The organism is Methylobacterium sp. Leaf466, assembly GCF_001425565.1.
Lineage (GTDB): Bacteria > Pseudomonadota > Alphaproteobacteria > Rhizobiales > Beijerinckiaceae > Methylobacterium.
In genome coordinates, this window is the sequence record NZ_LMRC01000001.1 from 412317 (window position 1) to 430237 (window position 17921).

The 17921-nt window shown below is 70.1% G+C and carries 18 protein-coding genes; 6 read left to right on the forward strand and 12 right to left on the reverse strand.

The annotated features are described in order from the left end of the window. Positions 1-48 precede the first annotated feature (48 nt). From ftsH to pal, 4 genes are all read right to left on the reverse strand, one after another. Positions 49-1968, reverse strand: coding sequence for an ATP-dependent zinc metalloprotease FtsH (gene ftsH, locus ASG59_RS01760; protein ID WP_055884442.1), 1920 nt, complete (start codon positions 1966-1968; stop codon positions 49-51). A 45-nt stretch (positions 1969-2013) separates the two neighbouring features. Then, entirely contained in the window at positions 2014-3099 is a 1086-nt protein-coding gene (tilS, locus tag ASG59_RS01765; protein WP_200945911.1) for a tRNA lysidine(34) synthetase TilS, read from the reverse strand. Further along, positions 3096-4067, reverse strand: coding sequence for a tol-pal system protein YbgF (gene ybgF / locus ASG59_RS01770; RefSeq protein ID WP_056406727.1), 972 nt, complete (start codon positions 4065-4067; stop codon positions 3096-3098). The genes tilS and ybgF overlap by 4 nt, the downstream gene beginning before the upstream one ends. 129 nt (positions 4068-4196) lie before the next feature. Further along, positions 4197-4697 (reverse strand): peptidoglycan-associated lipoprotein Pal, encoded by a 501-nt coding sequence (pal, locus tag ASG59_RS01775; protein ID WP_055884449.1) that lies wholly within the window; start codon positions 4695-4697, stop codon positions 4197-4199. Between the two features lie 333 nt (positions 4698-5030). On the opposite strand from pal, the gene ASG59_RS01780 reads away from it, so the two are divergent. Then, entirely contained in the window at positions 5031-5423 is a 393-nt protein-coding gene (locus tag ASG59_RS01780; protein WP_056406729.1) for a response regulator, read from the forward strand. Between the two features lie 22 nt (positions 5424-5445). Here ASG59_RS01780 and ASG59_RS01785 read toward each other — a convergent pair whose 3' ends face one another. Beyond that, positions 5446-6351, reverse strand: coding sequence for a WcbI family polysaccharide biosynthesis putative acetyltransferase (locus ASG59_RS01785; RefSeq protein WP_244475594.1), 906 nt, complete (start codon positions 6349-6351; stop codon positions 5446-5448). A gap of 245 nt (positions 6352-6596) precedes the next feature. On the opposite strand from ASG59_RS01785, the gene ASG59_RS01790 reads away from it, so the two are divergent. Continuing rightward, complete coding sequence (locus ASG59_RS01790) at positions 6597-7658, forward strand: GSCFA domain-containing protein (RefSeq protein WP_056406595.1); 1062 nt, start codon at positions 6597-6599, stop codon at positions 7656-7658. 32 nt (positions 7659-7690) lie between these two features. Here ASG59_RS01790 and hemC read toward each other — a convergent pair whose 3' ends face one another. Then, complete coding sequence (gene hemC, locus ASG59_RS01795; protein ID WP_055884454.1) at positions 7691-8614, reverse strand: hydroxymethylbilane synthase; 924 nt, start codon at positions 8612-8614, stop codon at positions 7691-7693. A 405-nt stretch (positions 8615-9019) separates the two neighbouring features. Between hemC and ASG59_RS01800 the strand changes: the two genes are divergently transcribed. Beyond that, positions 9020-9448: a hypothetical protein gene (locus ASG59_RS01800; protein WP_055884459.1), complete on the forward strand. Its 429-nt coding sequence runs from the start codon at positions 9020-9022 to the stop codon at positions 9446-9448. A gap of 24 nt (positions 9449-9472) precedes the next feature. Here ASG59_RS01800 and ASG59_RS01805 read toward each other — a convergent pair whose 3' ends face one another. Then, positions 9473-9772 carry an antibiotic biosynthesis monooxygenase family protein gene (locus ASG59_RS01805; RefSeq protein ID WP_055884463.1) on the reverse strand — a complete coding sequence of 100 codons (300 nt, stop codon included), beginning with the start codon at positions 9770-9772 and terminating at the stop codon, positions 9473-9475. Between the two features lie 44 nt (positions 9773-9816). After that, positions 9817-10683 carry a Kdo hydroxylase family protein gene (locus ASG59_RS01810; RefSeq protein ID WP_056406597.1) on the reverse strand — a complete coding sequence of 289 codons (867 nt, stop codon included), beginning with the start codon at positions 10681-10683 and terminating at the stop codon, positions 9817-9819. 264 nt (positions 10684-10947) lie between these two features. Here ASG59_RS01810 and ASG59_RS01815 point away from each other — a divergent pair, with 264 nt between their 5' ends. Further along, entirely contained in the window at positions 10948-11415 is a 468-nt protein-coding gene (locus ASG59_RS01815; protein ID WP_056406600.1) for a hypothetical protein, read from the forward strand. A gap of 166 nt (positions 11416-11581) precedes the next feature. Continuing rightward, complete coding sequence (locus tag ASG59_RS01820; protein WP_056406602.1) at positions 11582-11902, forward strand: hypothetical protein; 321 nt, start codon at positions 11582-11584, stop codon at positions 11900-11902. Positions 11903-12009: 107 nt separating this feature from the next. Here the strand turns inward: ASG59_RS01820 and ASG59_RS01825 are convergent, their stop codons facing one another. Next, a complete protein-coding gene (locus ASG59_RS01825; RefSeq protein ID WP_056406604.1) occupies positions 12010-12498 on the reverse strand; it encodes an Hsp20 family protein in 489 nt (162 codons plus the stop codon). Between the two features lie 180 nt (positions 12499-12678). Here ASG59_RS01825 and ASG59_RS01830 point away from each other — a divergent pair, with 180 nt between their 5' ends. Next, positions 12679-13659, forward strand: coding sequence for an alpha/beta hydrolase (locus tag ASG59_RS01830; protein ID WP_056406607.1), 981 nt, complete (start codon positions 12679-12681; stop codon positions 13657-13659). Between the two features lie 9 nt (positions 13660-13668). On the opposite strand, the gene hisN is transcribed toward ASG59_RS01830, so the two are convergent. The 3 genes from hisN to ASG59_RS01845 form a co-directional block, all read right to left on the reverse strand. Continuing rightward, complete coding sequence (hisN, locus tag ASG59_RS01835; protein ID WP_056406609.1) at positions 13669-14457, reverse strand: histidinol-phosphatase; 789 nt, start codon at positions 14455-14457, stop codon at positions 13669-13671. An 82-nt stretch (positions 14458-14539) separates the two neighbouring features. Further along, entirely contained in the window at positions 14540-16567 is a 2028-nt protein-coding gene (locus tag ASG59_RS01840) for an AI-2E family transporter (protein WP_082528570.1), read from the reverse strand. 129 nt (positions 16568-16696) lie between these two features. Continuing rightward, positions 16697-17482, reverse strand: a complete 786-nt coding sequence (locus tag ASG59_RS01845; RefSeq protein WP_056406613.1) for a 5-oxoprolinase subunit PxpA — start codon at positions 17480-17482, stop codon at positions 16697-16699. Positions 17483-17921 lie beyond the last annotated feature (439 nt).

Genomic DNA, 17921 nt, shown 5'->3' on the forward strand with positions numbered 1-17921 from the left:
GCGGCGGGTCTTCACCCGCCGCCCTCGGTCTCTCGTCCGCCGCCGGCGTCAGCCCTGCGGCTGGGGCTCCAGCCCGCCGTCGCTCTCGCGCGGCCGGCCACGTCCGGCGGAGGGAACCGACGAGCCGCGGATCGGGGTCGGGCCGTCGCCGGAGTCGCGGATCGGCGGCTTGCCGGCCAGCAGGCCCTTGATCTCGTCGCCCGACAGGGTCTCGTACTCGAGCAGCCCCTGGGCCAGGGCCTCGAGGTCGTCCTTGCGCTCGGCCAGGATGCGGCGAGCCTCTTCGAGGCCGGTCTCGACGAGGCGGCGAACCTCCCCGTCGATCTTCTGGGCGGTGGCCTCCGAGATCGTCTGCTGACGACCCATCGACATCCCTAAGAACACCTCGTCGTTGTTCTCGCCGTAGGCCACGGTGCCGAGTTCGGGCGAGAAGCCCCAGCGGGTCACCATCATGCGGGCCAGACGCGTGGCCTGCTCGATGTCGGACTGGGCGCCCGAGGTCACCTTGTCGGCGCCGAAGGTCATCTCCTCGGCGATGCGGCCGCCCATCATGATGGCGAGACGCGAGGTCATCTGCTCGTAGCTCATCGACAGCTTGTCGCGCTCCGGCAGCTGCATGACCATGCCAAGGGCACGACCGCGCGGGATGATCGTCGCCTTATGGACGGGGTCGGTGGCCGGCACGTTGAAGGCGACGATGGCGTGGCCGCCCTCGTGGTAGGCGGTCAGGCGCTTCTCGTCCTCGGTCATGACCAGGGTGCGCCGCTCGGCGCCCATCATCACCTTGTCCTTGGCGTCCTCGAACTCGTGCATCGTGACGATCCGCTTGCCACGGCGCGCCGCGAGCAGGGCCGACTCGTTGACGAGGTTCATCAGGTCGGCGCCCGAGAAGCCCGGGGTGCCGCGCGCGATGACCTTGAGATCGACGTCCGGCGCCAGGGGCACCTTGCGGACGTGGACGCGCAGGATGCGCTCGCGGCCGACGACGTCGGGGTTGGGCACCATGATCTGGCGGTCGAAGCGGCCCGGACGCAGCAGGGCGGGGTCGAGCACGTCGGGCCGGTTGGTGGCCGCGATGATGATCACGCCCTCGTTGGCCTCGAACCCGTCCATCTCCACGAGCAGCTGGTTGAGGGTCTGCTCGCGCTCGTCGTTGCCGCCGCCGAGGCCGGCGCCGCGATGGCGGCCGACCGCGTCGATCTCGTCGATGAAGATGATGCAGGGCGCGTTCTTCTTGGCCTGCTCGAACATGTCGCGCACACGGCTGGCGCCGACGCCGACGAACATCTCGACGAAGTCGGAACCGGAGATCGTGAAGAACGGCACGTTGGCCTCACCCGCCACCGCGCGGGCGATCAGGGTCTTACCCGTGCCGGGGGGGCCGACGAGGAGCACGCCGCGCGGGATGCGGCCGCCGAGGCGCTGGAACTTCTGGGGGTCGCGCAGGAACTCGACGATCTCCTGCAGGTCCTCCTTGGCTTCCTCGACGCCGGCGACATCCTCAAAGGAGACGCGGCCCGAAGCCTCGGTGAGGAGCTTGGCCTTCGACTTGCCGAAGCCCATGGCGCGGCCGGCACCCGACTGCATCTGGCGCGACAGGAAGATCCAGGCACCGATGAAGACGAGGATCGGCAGCCAGCTCACGAGGAGCTGGATGAACCAGGGGGTGTTGTCGGACGGCGGCCGGGCGGTGATCTGGACGCCCTTGCTCTGGAGCTTGTTGACGAGGCTCGGGTCGTTGGGCGCGTAGGAGCTGAAGGTGCCGCCACCGACATAGGTGCCGCTGACGTCCTGGCCCGAGATCACGACGGTCTGGATCTTGCCGGCGTCGGCGTCGTTGAGAAGCTGGCTGTAGGCGATCTCACTTCCGCCGCCGCGATGACCCGGGTTCTGGAACAGGGTCACCAGCGCGAGAACGAGAAGGAATATCACCACCCACAAGGCGAAGTTGCGGAAATTGGGGTTCATCGATCGATCCCTGGGGGCGTGCGGCGCGCTGCGCGTACTCGCAGGTCAATCCTGGCACGCAGGAACAATGTAGGCAGCGGCTTCCCCCTTGCCAAGTAAATCAGGCGGGGCTGCGGCAAGGCCGACGGGACAGGGCCGTCCGGCCGGCCGGCGCGGCGGCGCGAGGGTCACGGCGACGTCGCCGCGCTCCGTCACGGCCACGAGATGACCGGCCAGGGTGCGGCGCATCGGTGCGCCCTTCCGCAGGGCCGGCAGCAGCGCCTCGAACACCAGCCGCTCGAGGCGGTCCAGGCGCACGCTCCCCCCCCTCCCCGCCAGGGCCCGCCCGATCACCCGCAAGGCCACCGCCTCGGGGAGCGCGGCGATGACGCCGCCGTCGAGGACGATCCCGCTCCGGTCCGGGCGCGAGGCCCGCGTCAGTGCGTCGTGCGCCAGGCCCGCGAGCGCGATCTCGTCGCGGCGGCTGCGTGCGGCGAGCCGGCACAGGCGCTCCGGCGTCAACCCTTCCTGGACCAGGACGGGCATCGCCCGGCGCAGGCGCGCCCGCGCGAAGCGGTCGTCGGCATTCGACGGATCGCTCTCGTAGGCGATGCCCCGGTCCTCGCAATAGGCGACGAGGGCCGACTTCGGCAGGCTCAGGAAGGGTCGGCCGAGGCGAAGGCCCGGCGCCAGATCCCGCACCGGACTCATACCGGCGAGCCCTGCGGCACCGCTGCCGGCGAGGAGGCGGAGCAGCACGGTCTCGGCTTGGTCGTCGGCGGTGTGGCCGGTGAGGACGAGATCGGCGCCGACGGCGCGGGCGTGGTCGGCAAGCAGGCGATACCGGGCGGCGCGGGCGGCCGCCGCGATACCGGTGGCGGGCTTCGCTCCCTCCCAGAGCAGCGTCGCATGGGAGAGGCGGAGGGCGCCGGCAGCGGTGGCGACCCGCGCCGCCTCGTCCGCCGAACCGGGCCGCAGGTCGTGGTCGACCGTGGCGACGTGGAGTCGGCCCCGACCGAACGCCGCCGCGGCATGCATCAGGGCGGTGGAATCTGGGCCGCCGGAGACCGCCAGGACGATGCCCGGCGAGGCAGCGGTCAGGAACGGGGCGAGGCCCTGAGCGAGGGCGTCGCCGCTCCCGTCCGGGTTCATGCGGCGCAGCGGGCGCGCTTCTGCTCGCGGGCCACGTTCTGCCGCACGCTGGCGCCGACGGAGGGGAACTTGCGCTCCAACTCGGCCAGGGTGGCGCAGGCCTGCTCGCGGGCGCCGAGGGCCGCCAGCGAGGCGCCGAGCTTCAGCATCGCCTCGGGGGCCTGGGGTGAGCGGGCATAGTCGGTGGAGACCTTCAGGAACTGCTCCGCGGCCTCGCGGTTGCGGTTGCGCTGCAGGTAGGTCTCTCCGAGCCAGTAGGTCGCCGCCGGCACCTGGGCGTCGCGGGGATGGGACTGGATGAACTGGCGCAGGCTCATCTCCGCCTGCTCGTACTGGCGCTGCTGCACCAGACCGTAGGCCAGCTCGAAGTCCTCCTGCGCGTCGCCGCTGCCGGTGGCCGCGACGCTGCCCGAAGAACGCGTGCCGGCCGGCAGGCCGCCGGTCGAAGCGACCCGTCCCGGAGGGGTGAGGTCGACGGGGCCGCCCAGGCCGGGCGGCGGCAGGCCGGGCTCGTCGTCGTCGGCCTCGACCACCGTGGGCGGGACGCTGCGACCGCGCTGGGGCGGTGGCGTGACCGCCTGGAGCGTCGCGATCCCGTTCGATGCATCCGCCGGGTGAGCGGTCGCACCCAGGGGCTGGGGGGCGCCGGGACGGCCGGGATTCTGCTCCGGATCGAAGGCGTCGCTGCGCTTCTGGGGCTTGGCCTGTCCGGGATTGGTCCCGGAGGGCGCGGCGGGCTTTCCGCCCTTGCCCTCGTTCAGGCGGTATTCGACGTCCTCCTGGAACTTGCGCAGCTGTTCCTTCAACTGCCGGTTCTCGTACTGGAGCGTCTCGATCTGCCCGGCCATCTGGCGCGACTGGTTCTCGATGCGGTTGAGGCGCACCACGAAGTCCGCACCGTCCTGCGCCGCGGCGGGCGCAAGCATGGCGAGGCCGAGGCCGGTTGCGAGCAGGAGGCGACGGAACATGGCGGTCTGACCGATGATCGAAGCTTGGAAGGACGCGGGCCGGGAGAGCGCGGTGCGCATCAGGCCCCTATCAGAGGGCCGCCGCCGCGGCAAAATTGCGGCGCCGACCCTATGCGGATCCGCCGCCCCTCAGGAACCCGCGCCGCGGTCGAGCACGGTGACGGCACGGCGGTTCTGGGACCAGCAGGAGATGTCGTTGCACACCGCCACCGGCCGCTCCTTGCCGTACGACACGGTGCGGATCCGCCCGGCCGCGATTCCGCGCGAGGCGAGGTAGTCGTTCACCGATTGTGCACGGCGGGCGCCGAGGGAGAAGTTGTACTCGCGGGTGCCGCGCTCGTCGGCATGGCCTTCGATCAGGAAGGTGTAGCGGGGATAGCGCTGCAGCCACTGCGCCTGCTTGTCGAGGGTCGCCGTCGCGGTGGGGGTCAGGTCGGTGGAATCGGATTCGAAGAACACCCGGTCGCCGATGTTGACCACGAAGTCCTGGGCGCTGCCGGGCGTCCCGGCCCCGCCGCCGAAGCCCGAGGCGTCGGCCAGATCCTTGTCGTTGGTGCAGGCGGCCACGCTGAGCGCGGCGCACAGGGCCGCCACCAGCGGAAGCACGCGGAAGCGGGCGGTCATCACCATGGTCTCTTCTCCTCGGGCTCGGGCGACAGTCGCCCGCAAGCCGTCAACGCGTCTCGCGACGCATCCTTGCGATCATCACGATGGCGTCTTTAGGGTCGTTCCGGTTAAGCGACGGTTCCGTCAACCTTGATGGAGCCTTGACCGGGTCGCCCATGTGCGGCGACGCACCGTACCGGGCCGCCGCTCGGAACGGCCAACGCACCCTGGCCGCGCAGACTCCGGGCGCTCGGTCTCGGCCGGCGACGTCTCGCAATCGTTGCGACGCCGCGACCACCTTGGTCGCGCGTTAACCATTCCGCTCCTATCGTCGCCGATCTGAAGCGGATGGCCGCCATGGACCGCAAGCCCGTCGTTCTGGTCGTCGAGGACAACTACATCCTCCTCGATCTCCTCTCCACCCTGTGCGAGCGACAGGGCATCACCGCGACGGCGGTGTCGAGCGGCGAGGACGCCATGGCCTTCCTGCGCGGCAACCCCGGCGAGGTCGACTGGCTGTTCACGGACATCAACCTGCCCGGCCTGATCGACGGCTGGGTGGTGGCCGAGGCCTACCGGGCGCTCAATCCGGGGCGGCCGGTCATCTACACTTCGGCGTCGCGCCTCCCCGAACGGTCGGCGGTTGCCGGAAGCGCGTTCCTGCGCAAGCCGTTCCGGGTGAACGATCTCGTCGAGCTCGTGCGGATGATGGCCGCCCCTCCTCGCCGGGCCCTGCGAGCCGCAGGCTGATGGGGCGGGGTCGGGCGCAGCGTCAGGCCGTCGTCTCGCGCAGAAACGTCTCCACGATCTCGGGCATGCCCAGCCAGGTCTCCACGCGGTGGCAAGCGATGTCGGCGGGGGCCTGTCGCGCGTAGAGGGCAAAGCTCGCGTCGATGAAGCCGCGCAGGTCGTAGAGCGTCGGGAACGCCTCTCCACGCGGGCGCGCCTTGAACAGGTAGGAGCCGGTCAGCCCGTAGGCCTCCGCGATGGGCGGGTAGATCGGCCAGACCACGTCGCGGGCGAGGTCGTCGCCGAGGTAGTCCTCCACCGCCACCGGCTCTGGCGTCAGGCCGCTTTCCATCACGAGGCGCCTGGCGATGTCGCCGAGGACGAAGGCCTTGGGGTGGTTCAGGAGGTGCATGAACGCTCCCCGCCGGGCCCAGCGCACCAGGTCGGCTCCCAGGGGGAAGCCGACCCCGTCGGCATTGGCCAGGAGGTCGCGGACCGCATCGTCCCAGCCGGCGAGGTAGCCCAGGCGCCTGAAGACGTCCTCGCGGTAGAGCCGCACCGTCTGCCCGGCATCGAGCCCGAGGCGATAGGCGAAGAGGGCAATCGCCGAGTGGTAGAAGCCGAGCGGCGACGGGGCGAGCTTCATGCCCGCCAGCGTGGTCATCGGCCCGGCGTAGACCATGTCGGGGTGATAGGCCTGGAACACCAGCGTCGGGAAGCGGACGATGCGCGGGTCGAGCACCCGCAGGGCGTCAGTCCCGCCGGGGATCAGGTCCGGCGGGACGAACTGGCTGTAGACATGGGCGTGGCCGGCGATCTGTTCCGCGAGTGCTTCGACGGTGCCGTAGCGGCGGCGCAGCGTGCCCATCGGAATGTAGGTGACCGGGCTGCCCGGACGGAGCAGGCGGATCGCCTGAGCGATGCCGCGCGCCTGGCAGTTGCCGATCACCGCGAAGGACGGGCCGTGGCCATCCGTTCGACCCGACCGGCCGGTCCGCCACGGTCTCGCCCAGGATGATGCCGACAAGGCCAGGGACCTGATCGCGCGGTGCGGCAGATTGTGCAAGGACACCGTAGGCAGGATCACGAGGCAGGACCACGATACGCGCCGGGTTTTCGGGCACTCGACCGCCGGATGACGCGACGGCGCCGGATCTCTCCCGGCCGGACAATACCCGCGAAAAAGGTGTCTCGATGGCGACGAACCCCTACAGCGATCTACCGGCCGAGCGGTTCTGGCGCAAGGTCGTCACCAACCTGCCGCCGTTCGCGGTGGACCCGCGCCCGCGCAGCCCCTTCGCCATCGGCCTCACCGACAAGGTCGCCACCGGCGGTTCCTGCTTCGCCCAGCGCGTGGCCGAGGCCCTGCGCGAGGCCGGCTTCAACTACCACGTCACCGAAGGTGCCGGCGCGGACATGCCCACCGACGAGGTTCGCGAGCGCCAGTTCGGCACCTTCTCGGCCCGCTACGGCAACCTCTACTACACGCGCCAGTTCACCCAGCTGTTCGACCGGGCCTACGGCCTCTTCACGCCCGAGCTGTCGGTCTGGGAGCGCGAGGACGGGCGTTACGTCGATCCGTTCCGGCCGACCGTGGAGCCTGCGGGCTTCGCGACACCGGCGCAGGTCGAGGCCGCCAGGGTCGATCATTTCGCCCGTGTCCGCGAGCTGTTCGAGACCCTCGACGTCTTCGTCCTGACCCTGGGCCTCACCGAGGGATGGCGCTGGCGGGCCGACGGCGCCGCCCTGCCCCTCGCCCCGGGCGTCGCCGGAGGCAGCTACGATCCGGCGCTCTACGAGTGCGTCAACGCCGGCGCGGCGGAAGTGCTGGGCGACCTCCAGGGCTTTCTCGACCGGCTGTGGAGCGTGAATCCGGCCGCCCGGGTGATCGTCACGGTCTCCCCCGTGCCGATGATCGCCACCTACATGGACCGCCACGTCATGGTGTCCAACAGCTACTCGAAATCCGTCCTACGGGTGGCGGCCGGCGAGGTCTGCGCCTCGGGCGATCCCCGCCTCGTGTACTTTCCGGCCTACGACCTCGTGACCAGCAACGTGAACGCGGGGCGCTACTACAACGACGACCAGCGCACGATCTCGGAGGCCGGCGTGCGCCACGTGATGCGCTCGTTCCTGGCCACCTTCGCGCCCGACCGCGCCGGGCCGCCGCTGGCGATGTCCAGCCTGTCGGCCGAGTACCAGAGCACCACGGGGGTGATCTGCGACGAGGAGGAGATCGAGCGCAGCGTCGCCTGACCGGGGCCGAAAAAGGACCGGCGGCGGGCGCGCTACTGCAGATGCCGGGCGTAGGTGTCCCCGGCCTGGCGCTTCAGGTCGGCGCCGGCCTCCCGGCCGATGCGCGCGGCGTCGGCCACCGGCCCGGAGCGCGAGACCGCCCAATGAGCCGACCCGTCGGGCAGGAACAGCAGTCCGTCGAGGGCGAGGTGGTCGCCGGTGATCCGTGCCAGCGCCGCGATCGGCGTGCGGCAGGACCCGTCGAGTTCCGCCAGCAGGCCGCGCTCGGCCGCCAGTTCCGCCGTCGCCGTGGCCGAGACCAGGGGGGCGAGCAGGGCGCGAACGTCGGCATCGTCCTCGCGGCATTCGATCCCGAGCGCGCCTTGCGCCACGGCCGGCAGCATCTCCTCGACGGCGAGGACGCTGCGGGCGACATCGACCATCCCGAGGCGCTCCAACCCGCACAGGGCCAGCAGGGTGGCGTCGCAGGTGCCCTCCTGGAGCTTGCGCATGCGGGTGTTGGCGTTGCCCCGCATCGGCACGATGCGCAGGTCGGGCCGCCGCATCAGCACCTGGGCCGCCCTGCGCAGCGACGAGGTTCCGACACTGGCGCCCGGGGCGAGGTCCGACAGGCGATCGACGTCGCGCGCCAGGAAGGCGTCGCGCGGATCGTCGCGCTCCAGGACGCAGGCGATCACGAGACCGTCGGGCAGCCAGGTCTCCACGTCCTTCATGGAATGAACGGCCACGTCGACCACGTCGGCGAACAGCGCCTGCTCCAGTTCCTTCGTGAACAGGCCCTTGCCGCCGATCTCGGAAAGCGGCCGGTCGAGGATACGGTCGGCGACCGTGTTGACCACCACGATCTCGGTCTCCAGCCCCGGATTCGCGGCCACGATCTTGTCACGGACCATGCCGGTCTGGGCCAGGGCCATCGGGCTGCCGCGGGTACCGATGCGCAGGGGACGCTGGATCATGGACAAAAACGCTCTCGACGGGTCGCGGCTGCGACGACGGGCCTGCCGTCTTGGTACGCAAGCCACGCGCGCCTGTCACCGGCTCTCCGCAGGCGCAGGCCCGTCGCGACCGTGTCTTCACCATGTCCTGCCATGCCGTCCTCCCGCCCGCACCGGGCGAGGATCGTGGACGGTCGCCACCGCTCCGGCACGGCCGCCCGCTCGGGCGTCGCCGGGTCGAACGCCTGCGCTCGCGGAGAGATCATCCGGCGCCTCGCCGCGATGGAAAAGACGACGCGCACCGCGACGGAGGTATTCCGGTGACCACGATCGCTTCAAACGAGCGGCCACAACCAACGATATCTTAGGATCTTGCATTCACGCTTTTGTGACGATGGGGCGATGGCGCCTCGATCGGGGTTGACCATGAGATCGAACGCGACCGGGCCAGACCCGCTGCAACGACGCCTCGGCGCCATCGCTTCGAACGCGGTGGGCACCCAGGCCTTCACGGCTCCGGATGCGGACGCGGTCGCCCTGCGCAGCGAGGCGCGCGAGCGCCTTCGGGCCGGAGACCCCGGCCTGCGTCAGGTCAAAATGCGTGACGGCGATGCCGCCGCCAAGGAGCGGGCATCGCGGACCTGGCCGCTCTGGGTGGTGTTCGACATCCTGCTGCTGTTGCTGATCGTGCCTCTCGTCGTCGCGGTCCCGCCCCTGCTCGATTGCCGGCAGAAGCACGACGAAAACGCTCTGTTCGTCGGCGAAACCTTCGAGCGATGCGCGCGGCACGGCATCGCCGAACGGTGGAACGCCCTCGACAGCCGGCTCAAGATGTTCGTGCGCGGCTCCGGCTGACGAAACGGGCGGCCGCCATTTGCGTCAGAACGACCGGAGGGACAGTTCGGTATGCTCGACGCTGGGGGGCGACTCGAAATACGGCGAGACCAGCGCCCGGTAGTCCTTCCAATCCTGGGAATTCACGAATCCGACGGTGTGGTCCTCAAGGGTGTCCCACTCGATCAGTAGGCGGTAGCGCTGGGGCTTCTCAATCGAGCGGCGGAGGGCGAAGCTACGGCAGCCCTTGGCCGTTCTGAAGTAGGCGGCCGCCTTGGCGATGCCGGCTTCGAAATCGGTTTCCGTCCCGGCTTTCACGTCGATCTGAGCGATTTCGAGGATCATGCGACATTCCTGGTTCTTGGGTTGTACGCGCCTGGACAGGGCGGTCACTGCAGGGGACGGCCGAGCTTTCGCGCCAGGATCCGCTGCGGGCTACGCTCGGGATCGGCCTGGGCGGCGACGGGCAGGTAGGCGGTCTGCTCCAGCATGTAGCGGCCGCCCATGGCGCCGTGCATGACGAGGTCCGAGAAGGTCACCCAGGTCTGGCCGGGCGTGAACAGCACGTCCTGCTGGGGGGCCTTGGCCTGGTAGTCGAGGTCCTGCTTCAGGGCATCGTGGAGATGCAGCATGAGGTGGTCGTATTCCGAACGCCGCGCCTTGGTGATGCGCAGGGCCGCCAGCAGCCGTGCCGAGAGCGGCGAGTAGCCGGGCAGGCGCGGCAGGAATTTCTCGGCCATGCTGCCGAAATCCTCGCCCACCCGCCACCGCCGCGGCTGCCCGTCGCGGTTGATGTTGCGAAAGATCCGCAGGATGCGCTTCTCGCCGATGGGATTGGAGGGGAAGGCGTCCACGTGCAGGCGGGTATCGTCGCGCCGCCAGCTCAGCTTGCGCTGGTCCACCTCGAACGGGCGATAGGAGGTGCCGGCCAGGGTCACCCTGCCGAGGTAGGCCGGCAGGTGGGTCCGGATCAGGTCATCGGCAAAGCCCCGGTATCGCAACAGAAGGGCGCGCAGCGCCGCCTGCTCCTCGGGCGTGCCGGCGGCCCCCTTGAGGGTCGCGGCCTCGCCGCGGATGTTGACGTTCTTAGCCTTGCCGTCGGCGAAGGGGCGCTCGACGAACCGCTCCTCGAACGGGCTCAAGGGGAAGTCGAGGTCCGGGAACATCAGCACCGCGCCGCCCTCGAGCGCATCCACGAGGCTGGTCGCGCCGCTCGGGGGCGCCCCGGTCGGCACGGACACGATCGGACTGATCATCGGCGGTGGACCTCCGGTGGGCGACAGGGTCGCGGGTGTAGCCGATGGCGAGGGCGCAGGCCAAGGGGCGGGTCGCGGGACGCGCCGAGGAGCGGTCCGGCTGGATTCCGAAGTCGGCCGTGACGTCACTTCGCAGTGGATGACGGTGTCGTCCGGTTGCCAGGCGTACATGCCGAGCCCACCTTCGAACGAATACTGTTTCCCGACCTCGTCGCGTCGGGAATCGCGTGATTCGGTTCGAGAGCCGACGGGGATGATGCGCCGATGGCCACGTTGAAGGAATTCGAGGAGTCCCTGCGCGAGCACGGCATGCTCATGGCGCTGGCGCTGCTCGAGCGTCTGCGCGAGCGTGACCGTGCGACCCGCACGATCAAGCCCGCCCGTCGCCTGACCGGCCAGAAGATGACCCCCGAACTCGGCCGCGCGATCCTCGACCTGCACGCCTCCACCGGCATGACGCAGCAGGAGATCGCCTTCAAAGTCGGCGTCAACCAGGGCCGGGTCAACGAGGTGATCAAGCGCGGCAAGTGGCTCAACGACGACCCGCAATCGCCCGAAGCGGTGGCCCGCGACAAGGCCAAGGCCAAGATGCGCGGCGATGCGCCGGCCAAGCGCCCGGCCGCGCCGGCCAGACCCCAGGCCTCGCGCCCGACGCGCGCGAAGCCGCCGCGGCCGGCGCGGCCCGCAAAACCCGCCGGGCATCAAGGACAGCTGGTCTTCGGCGATCTCTAGAGGTCGGAGATCTCCAGGCTTCGGAGATGTTCAGGCGTGGCCGACGCCTCCGATCTGCCCGCGCCCGGTCGACGCGAGCACACGAAGTTCATCGCACAAGGTTCGCGGACCCGGGCGACAGGCCGGCGTGTTCTCCATCCGGATCATCGCAGATGGGACAAGCCTCATGACCCGACCCGCCACCCTCCGCACCGGCCTCGTCCTCGTCCTCGGGCTCGTCGTTCTGTCGACCTCGGCGCAGGCGCAGCGTCCGTCCACGGTCGACATAACCTGCCGGCAGGCCCAGGCCACCGTCGCTCAGGCCGGCGGCATCGTGCTCGGCACCGGCGGTCCGACCTACGATCGCTTCGTGCGCGACCGTGGCTTCTGCGAGGTGACCGAGATCGCCACCCGCGCCCTCGCACCGACCCGCGACACGCCGCAATGCTTCATCGGCTACCGCTGCAAGGAGCCCGGTCGCGGCGACCGTTTCGACGGCGCCTTCTAGCACCGGCCCCTGGTATAGATCCGCACAAAAGGCGCCCCGACCTCGGTCGGGGCGCTTCGGTCAGCATGCGATGAATGGCTCATTCGGAGCCGGCCGCTCGAAACCGGTCAAGCGGCTTCCCGGGTGCGGCTCTCCTGGGCGGTACCCTCGATCACCGGTGTCGTCCGGGTCGATCCCGACGCGATCTGGATGTGGCGCGGCTTCTTCGCCTCCGGAATCTCGCGGACGAGATCGATATGGAGCAGGCCGTGATCGAGTGACGCACCCGTCACCTGAACGTAGTCGGCGAGCTGGAAGCGACGCTCGAAACCGCGTGCGGCTATACCCTGGTGCAGCACCTCGGTCGTGCGAGAGGCCTCGCCCTTGCGCTCGCCCTTCAGGGTCAGCGCATTCTCCTTGACCTCGATGGAGAGATCCGCCTCCGTGAAGCCGGCGACGGCCACGGTGATCCTGTAGGCGTTCTCGCCGGTGCGCTCGATGTTGTAGGGCGGATAGCTGGGGACGGCGTCGCTGGCGACGAACTGGTCGAGGGCCGAGAACAGGCGATCGAAGCCGACGGTCGAACGGTAGAGGGGAGCAAGATCGAACTGGCGCATGACATATCCTCCAAGTGAAGCAACATGTAACGTCAAGGTCCGCCCGAAGGCCAGACTGTCGTGCCGCCGTATTGGCCGGCACAGGACTGAGATCGGTATGCTTTTCCGACCCTTCAAGAGGTCCGCCCATCGGTGCGGCCGATTTTTTTCGCGCTCCTTTTGCGATTTCAGGACCGGCCGATGCTGACCCTGCGTGACACCCCCGACAATCCCGTCCCCCCCGGCGGCACCCTCGTGCCGGTGGTCACGTCCGACGGGATCACCCTGCGGGCCGCCCATTGGCCGTCCACCGGGCGGACGCAGAAGGGCACCGTCTGCCTGGTCCAGGGTCGAGCCGAGTTCATCGAGAAGTACTACGAGACCATCGGCGACCTCAGGGCCCGGGGATTCGCCGTGGTGGCCTTCGATTGGCGCGGCCACGGTGAATCCGCGCGGGTGCTCGACGATCCCCATCGCGGCCACATCGGCCGGTTCGAGGAGTATCGCCGCGACCTCAAGGCCATCGAGGACGCGGTGCTGCGGCCGTTCATGCCGCATCCTCACGTCTGCCTCGCCCATTCGATGGGGGGTGCGGTCGTGCTCACCGGGGCGGTGGAGGGCTGGTTGCCGTTCCAACGGATCGTCACGGTGGCGCCGATGCTGGGGCTGACGATGGTGCGCTGGCCGCGGATCAATTCGGTCGCCGCCCGTCTGTTGCAGCGCATCGGCCTCGGACAGCGCTACATCGCCGGCGGCAACGCCGTGTCGATCGCCACCAAGCCCTTCGAAGGCAACCGCCTCAGCGGCGACCGCGTCCGCTATGCCCGCAACGCCAGGGCGGCGCAGGCGGTGGGGGCGGGAGCCGTCGGCGATCCGAGCATCGCCTGGGCGGCCGAGGCCTTCCGGGCCATGGCACGCCTGCGCGACCTGCGTCTGGCCGGCACCATCACGATCCCGACGCTGATCGTCGCCGCCGGCGCCGATCCGGTCTGCTGCACGGCCACGACCGAGCGGTTCGGCGCGCGGATGCGAGTGGGCGACGTCATCGTCCTGCCCGGCGCCCGCCACGAGATCCTGTCCGAGACCGACGTCATCCGCGACCAGTTCTGGGCCGCGTTCGACGCATTCGTGCCCGGCACCGCCGTCGCCGAGGCCGATCCGGCCGCGCTGGCGGTGGGATGAGGGTGCAGCTCAGGGGTTGAGGATCGCCAGGGCGGCCTCGTGGAGGCGTCGGTCCCCGGCGGCCACGATGCGGCCGCCGCCCGCGGCCGAACCGCCGTCCCAGGTGGTGATCACGCCCCCTGCCCCCTCGACGATCGGGATGAGGGCGACGATGTCGTAGGGCTTGAGGCCCGCCTCGACGACGAGGTCGATCTGGCCGGCGGCGAGCATGCAATAGGCGTAGCAGTCGGTGCCGTAGCGCAACAGGCGCGTGCGGCCTTCCAGGGTCGCGAACCGCTCGCGCTCCTCGCCGGGAGCGAACAGGCGCGGGTCGGTGGTCGCCAGCAGGGCTTCCGAGAGATCGGCGATGCGCCGGGTGCAGAGGATGCGCTCGCCACGCGGCCCGCGCAGCCGCGCCCCGCCGCCGTCTCCCGAGAAGCTCTCGCCGAGGAAGGGCTGGTGCATCAGTCCACGCACCGGCACGCCGTTGCGCGTGAGGCCGATCAGGGTGCCCCAGGTCGGCAGTCCAGCCACGAAGGCCCGCGTGCCGTCGATGGGGTCGAGCACCCAGACGTATTCGGATTCGAGCCGCTCGTCGCCGAACTCCTCTCCGAGGATGCCATGGGTCGGGAAGGTCTTTCCGATCAGCTTGCGCAGGACGAGTTCGGCGGCGCGGTCGGCTTCCGTCACCGGATCGAACGCCCCGGCACCGCGGGTCTTGTCGTCCATGCCGAAGGCGGCCCGGAAGAACGGCAGGATCGCCTGGCCCGACTGGGCGGCGAGATCGTCCATGAACCGCGCGAGATCGACCACCGCCATCGCATGACCCCCCGTTCGGCCCTTCAGCGTCGATGAGGCAAGCCGTCTCGGCCAGCCAGCGTCAAGGGCTTTTCGAGGGTCATCACGCCTGGGCGGTGGGCGGTCCGGCCAGGATGCGGCCGAGGTCGAGGTCGGCGGGGGCGACGACGGGCGCCGGCTCGACCGCGGCCGGCTCGGGCGGCATGGCGGGGCCGGGGTCGGCGGCGGCCATGGCCGCGACGGCCTCCAGGGAGGTACGGAACGAAACGAGGTTGGCATCCGCGCCGATGTCGCGCTTCGCGGCCTCGTCGGGGAGGGTATCGTCCGCCTGCCAGACGCCGACCGCCACCGGGATGTCGGGCATGCGCCGGCGCAACCGCGTCACGAGGCGGCGCAGGTGTGTCGGCTCCCCGTTGATGGCCAGAGACACCACGCACATCATCCGGGCCGGCCCCGTCTCGCCGTCGTCGTCGCGGAAATCGTCGATCTTGGCCTTGGACACCTCGGAGAACGGGACCACGCGGATGCCGAAGCCGCGCTTGGCCAGGAGTTGGGCGAGGATCGCGCAGGCGGCATCGTCGACGAAGCTGCGGCCGGCCACGCACAGCACCGCGCCGGGCCGGCGCCAGGCCGGCGGCACCTCCGCCACGCGCTCCGTGGCGTCCCCCGCCACCTCGCGGCCGGCCATGTCCTCGACGAGCCCGGCGATGCTGGCGCGGATGTCGGTCTTCTGCTCGGCGGTGAGGACACCGCGCCCGGCGTCCCGCGCGGCGAGCTCGAGCCCCTTCAGGACGACGTCGTCGTAATAGCTGAGCATCGAGCAGGACTGCAGCAGCAGTTCGGCGTGCTCCTGCGCTTCCTCCGGGTCGTCGGCGAGGATGCGCTGGTAGAAATTCTCCACCGGGGTCAGGGCCGGCTTGTCGCCGAACAGGACCTCCAGGAATTCGAGCTTGTCGACGTGCCGGCCGAGCACCACCAGGCACACCGTCAACGGCGTCGACAGCAGCAGCCCGACCGGCCCCCACAGCCAGGTCCAGAACAGCGCCGAGACGAGGACGGCGAACGGCGACATGCCGGTGGAGTGGCCGTACAGCATCGGCTCGATGAAGTGGCCGACCAGCGGTTCGAGGATGAGGAACAGGATCAGCGTCGCGATGACCATCGACCAGCCTGGGTCGACCGCGGCGGCCAGCGCCAGCGGGAAGACGGCCGAGACGACGGCGCCGATGTAGGGCACGAACCGCATCAACGCCGAGAAGATGCCCCAGAGCACCGGATTCGGCACACCGATGAAATAGAGCCCGACCCCGATCACCACGCCGAAGGCGACGTTGAGGCCGAGCTGGACCAGGAAGTAGCGGCTCAGGCGGCGGGCGGCGTCGTCCATCGCCACGGTGGTGCGGTGGAGGTCGTTCGAGCCCACGAGCCGGATCATGCGGTCGCGCAGGTCCTCGCGCTGCATCAGCAGGAACAGCAGCACGATGAACACGATGCCGGTGGTCGCCAGGGGGTGCAGCACCGGCGAGAGCACCGTGGTGGCGAGTTCGACGGGGCTCGGCGGGCGCTCGCGCACCTCCACCAGGATCGGCTTCACCGGCGGGGGCTGGGGCGCCGCCTCGGTCTTGGGAGCCTCGGTCTTGGAAGCCTCGGTCTTGGAAGCCTCGGTCTTGGGAGCCTCGTCCTTCGGTTTCTCGTCCGTCCGCTCGCCCTCGCGCATGGAGCGGCCGATGCTGGCGACATAACCCGTCAACCGGCCGGCCGGACTGTCGCGCAGGCCCTCGACCTTGCGCTCGATGGTGTCCCGATAGCGTGGCACGTCGCCGGCGAGATCGGCGAGCTGGACGCCGATCAGGGTGGCGAGCGCCGCCGCGATCCCGAGCGTCAGCAGGACGGCGGACGCCACCGCGAAGAGACGGCCCAGGCGCAGCCTGCGCAGGAGGTTCACGAGGGGGCCGAGGACGAACGAGAGCAGGATCGCGATGGCGATGGGGATCAGGACGTCCCGCGCCACGTAGAGCCCTGCGATCAAGACCGCGGTGACGATGACCGGTGAGACGAGCACGGGCGGCGGTGTCTCGGCGGGCGGTACGCGGGTGCCCCGCAAGCGCGGGAGGGACGCCTTCGCATTCATTCCGATGATCAAGCCCGCTCTCGACGACGCCCGACGGGCGCGGCATCCGTATTCAAAACGACGGTCCGGCACCAATCGATCCCTGGCGCCGGCGGGATGTCCCGGTGGACGGGTCCGGGTGCCGGGGATTCACGCCGTCGCGAACGGCGCCAGCCGGTAGCCGCCGTCTTCCAGCGCCGCCCGGACCGCCCGTGCCGTCGCCACGGCGCCGGGCGCGTCACCGTGGACGCAGACCGTGTCGATGGACACCGGGATCGCCCGTCCCGACAGGGTCTCGATCACGCCCGCCGCCGCCATCCGCACGACGCGGGCCGCCACCGCCGGGGGATCGTGGATCACCGCCACGGGGAGGCTGCGGTCGGCGAGCTGGCCGTCCTCGTCGTAGGTGCGGTCGGCGTAGATTTCCCGGATCGTCCTGAGGCCCGCCCGCTCCGCCGCGCGTTCGGCCGCCAGTCCGGGCATCACCGTCACGGGAAGGGCGCGGTCGACCGCGCGCACCGCCCTGGCTATGGCCCCGGCGACGCCGTCCTCCCGGTTCGACAGGTTCGCCAGGGCACCGTGGGCCTTGACGTAAGTCACGACATGCCCGGCCAGGGCGGCGCAGGCCTGCAGCGCCCCGATCTGATAGGCGACCTCGGCCTCGATCTCCGCCTCGCTCAGGCGGATCGGGCGCCGGCCGAAGCCACGGCGGTCCTCGAAGCCCGGATGGGCGCCGATCGCCACCCCCCTCCCCTTCGCAGCGGCGGCGGTGGCGACCATGATGACGGGATCGCCGCCATGGAAACCGCAGGCGACGTTGGCCGAGGTGACGATGTCCAGAAGCGCCGCATCGTCGCCGATCCGGTAGGGCCCGAAGCCCTCGCCGAGGTCGGCATTGAGGTCGATGACCTTTCCGTCACCGGCAGCCCCCGTCATGACCGCGCCACCGCGCGGGCGACGGGAACGCCCGGCCGTATTGGCCGACCGCGCACGGCCCGGATCCCAGGGCAGGTGTTCATGGGTGAGAACAAGTGTTCATAGGTGGGGGCATGTGTTCATGGGTGGGGACATGCCCGAACGGCCTGATTTTTCCAAGCCGTGCCCGATACGGCGTTTGAGGATGGCATGACCCCGAGGGTGCCGGTTCATTGCGCGCTCCCGCATCGACGCGTCGCCGAGGCCTTCGACGGTCGGCGTGAACACAGTCTTGGCGCCGGGTGATGTCCTGGCGTGATCTGTTCTCGAACGGACGACGACCCCGCCCGACGGGATGAAGCCGGATTGATAGCGCTACCGACCGGCCGAAATCCCCCCGTCTTTATGAAACTGTAATGCGCCGCCACGGATAATCCGCGCAACGAAACACAAGAGGGAC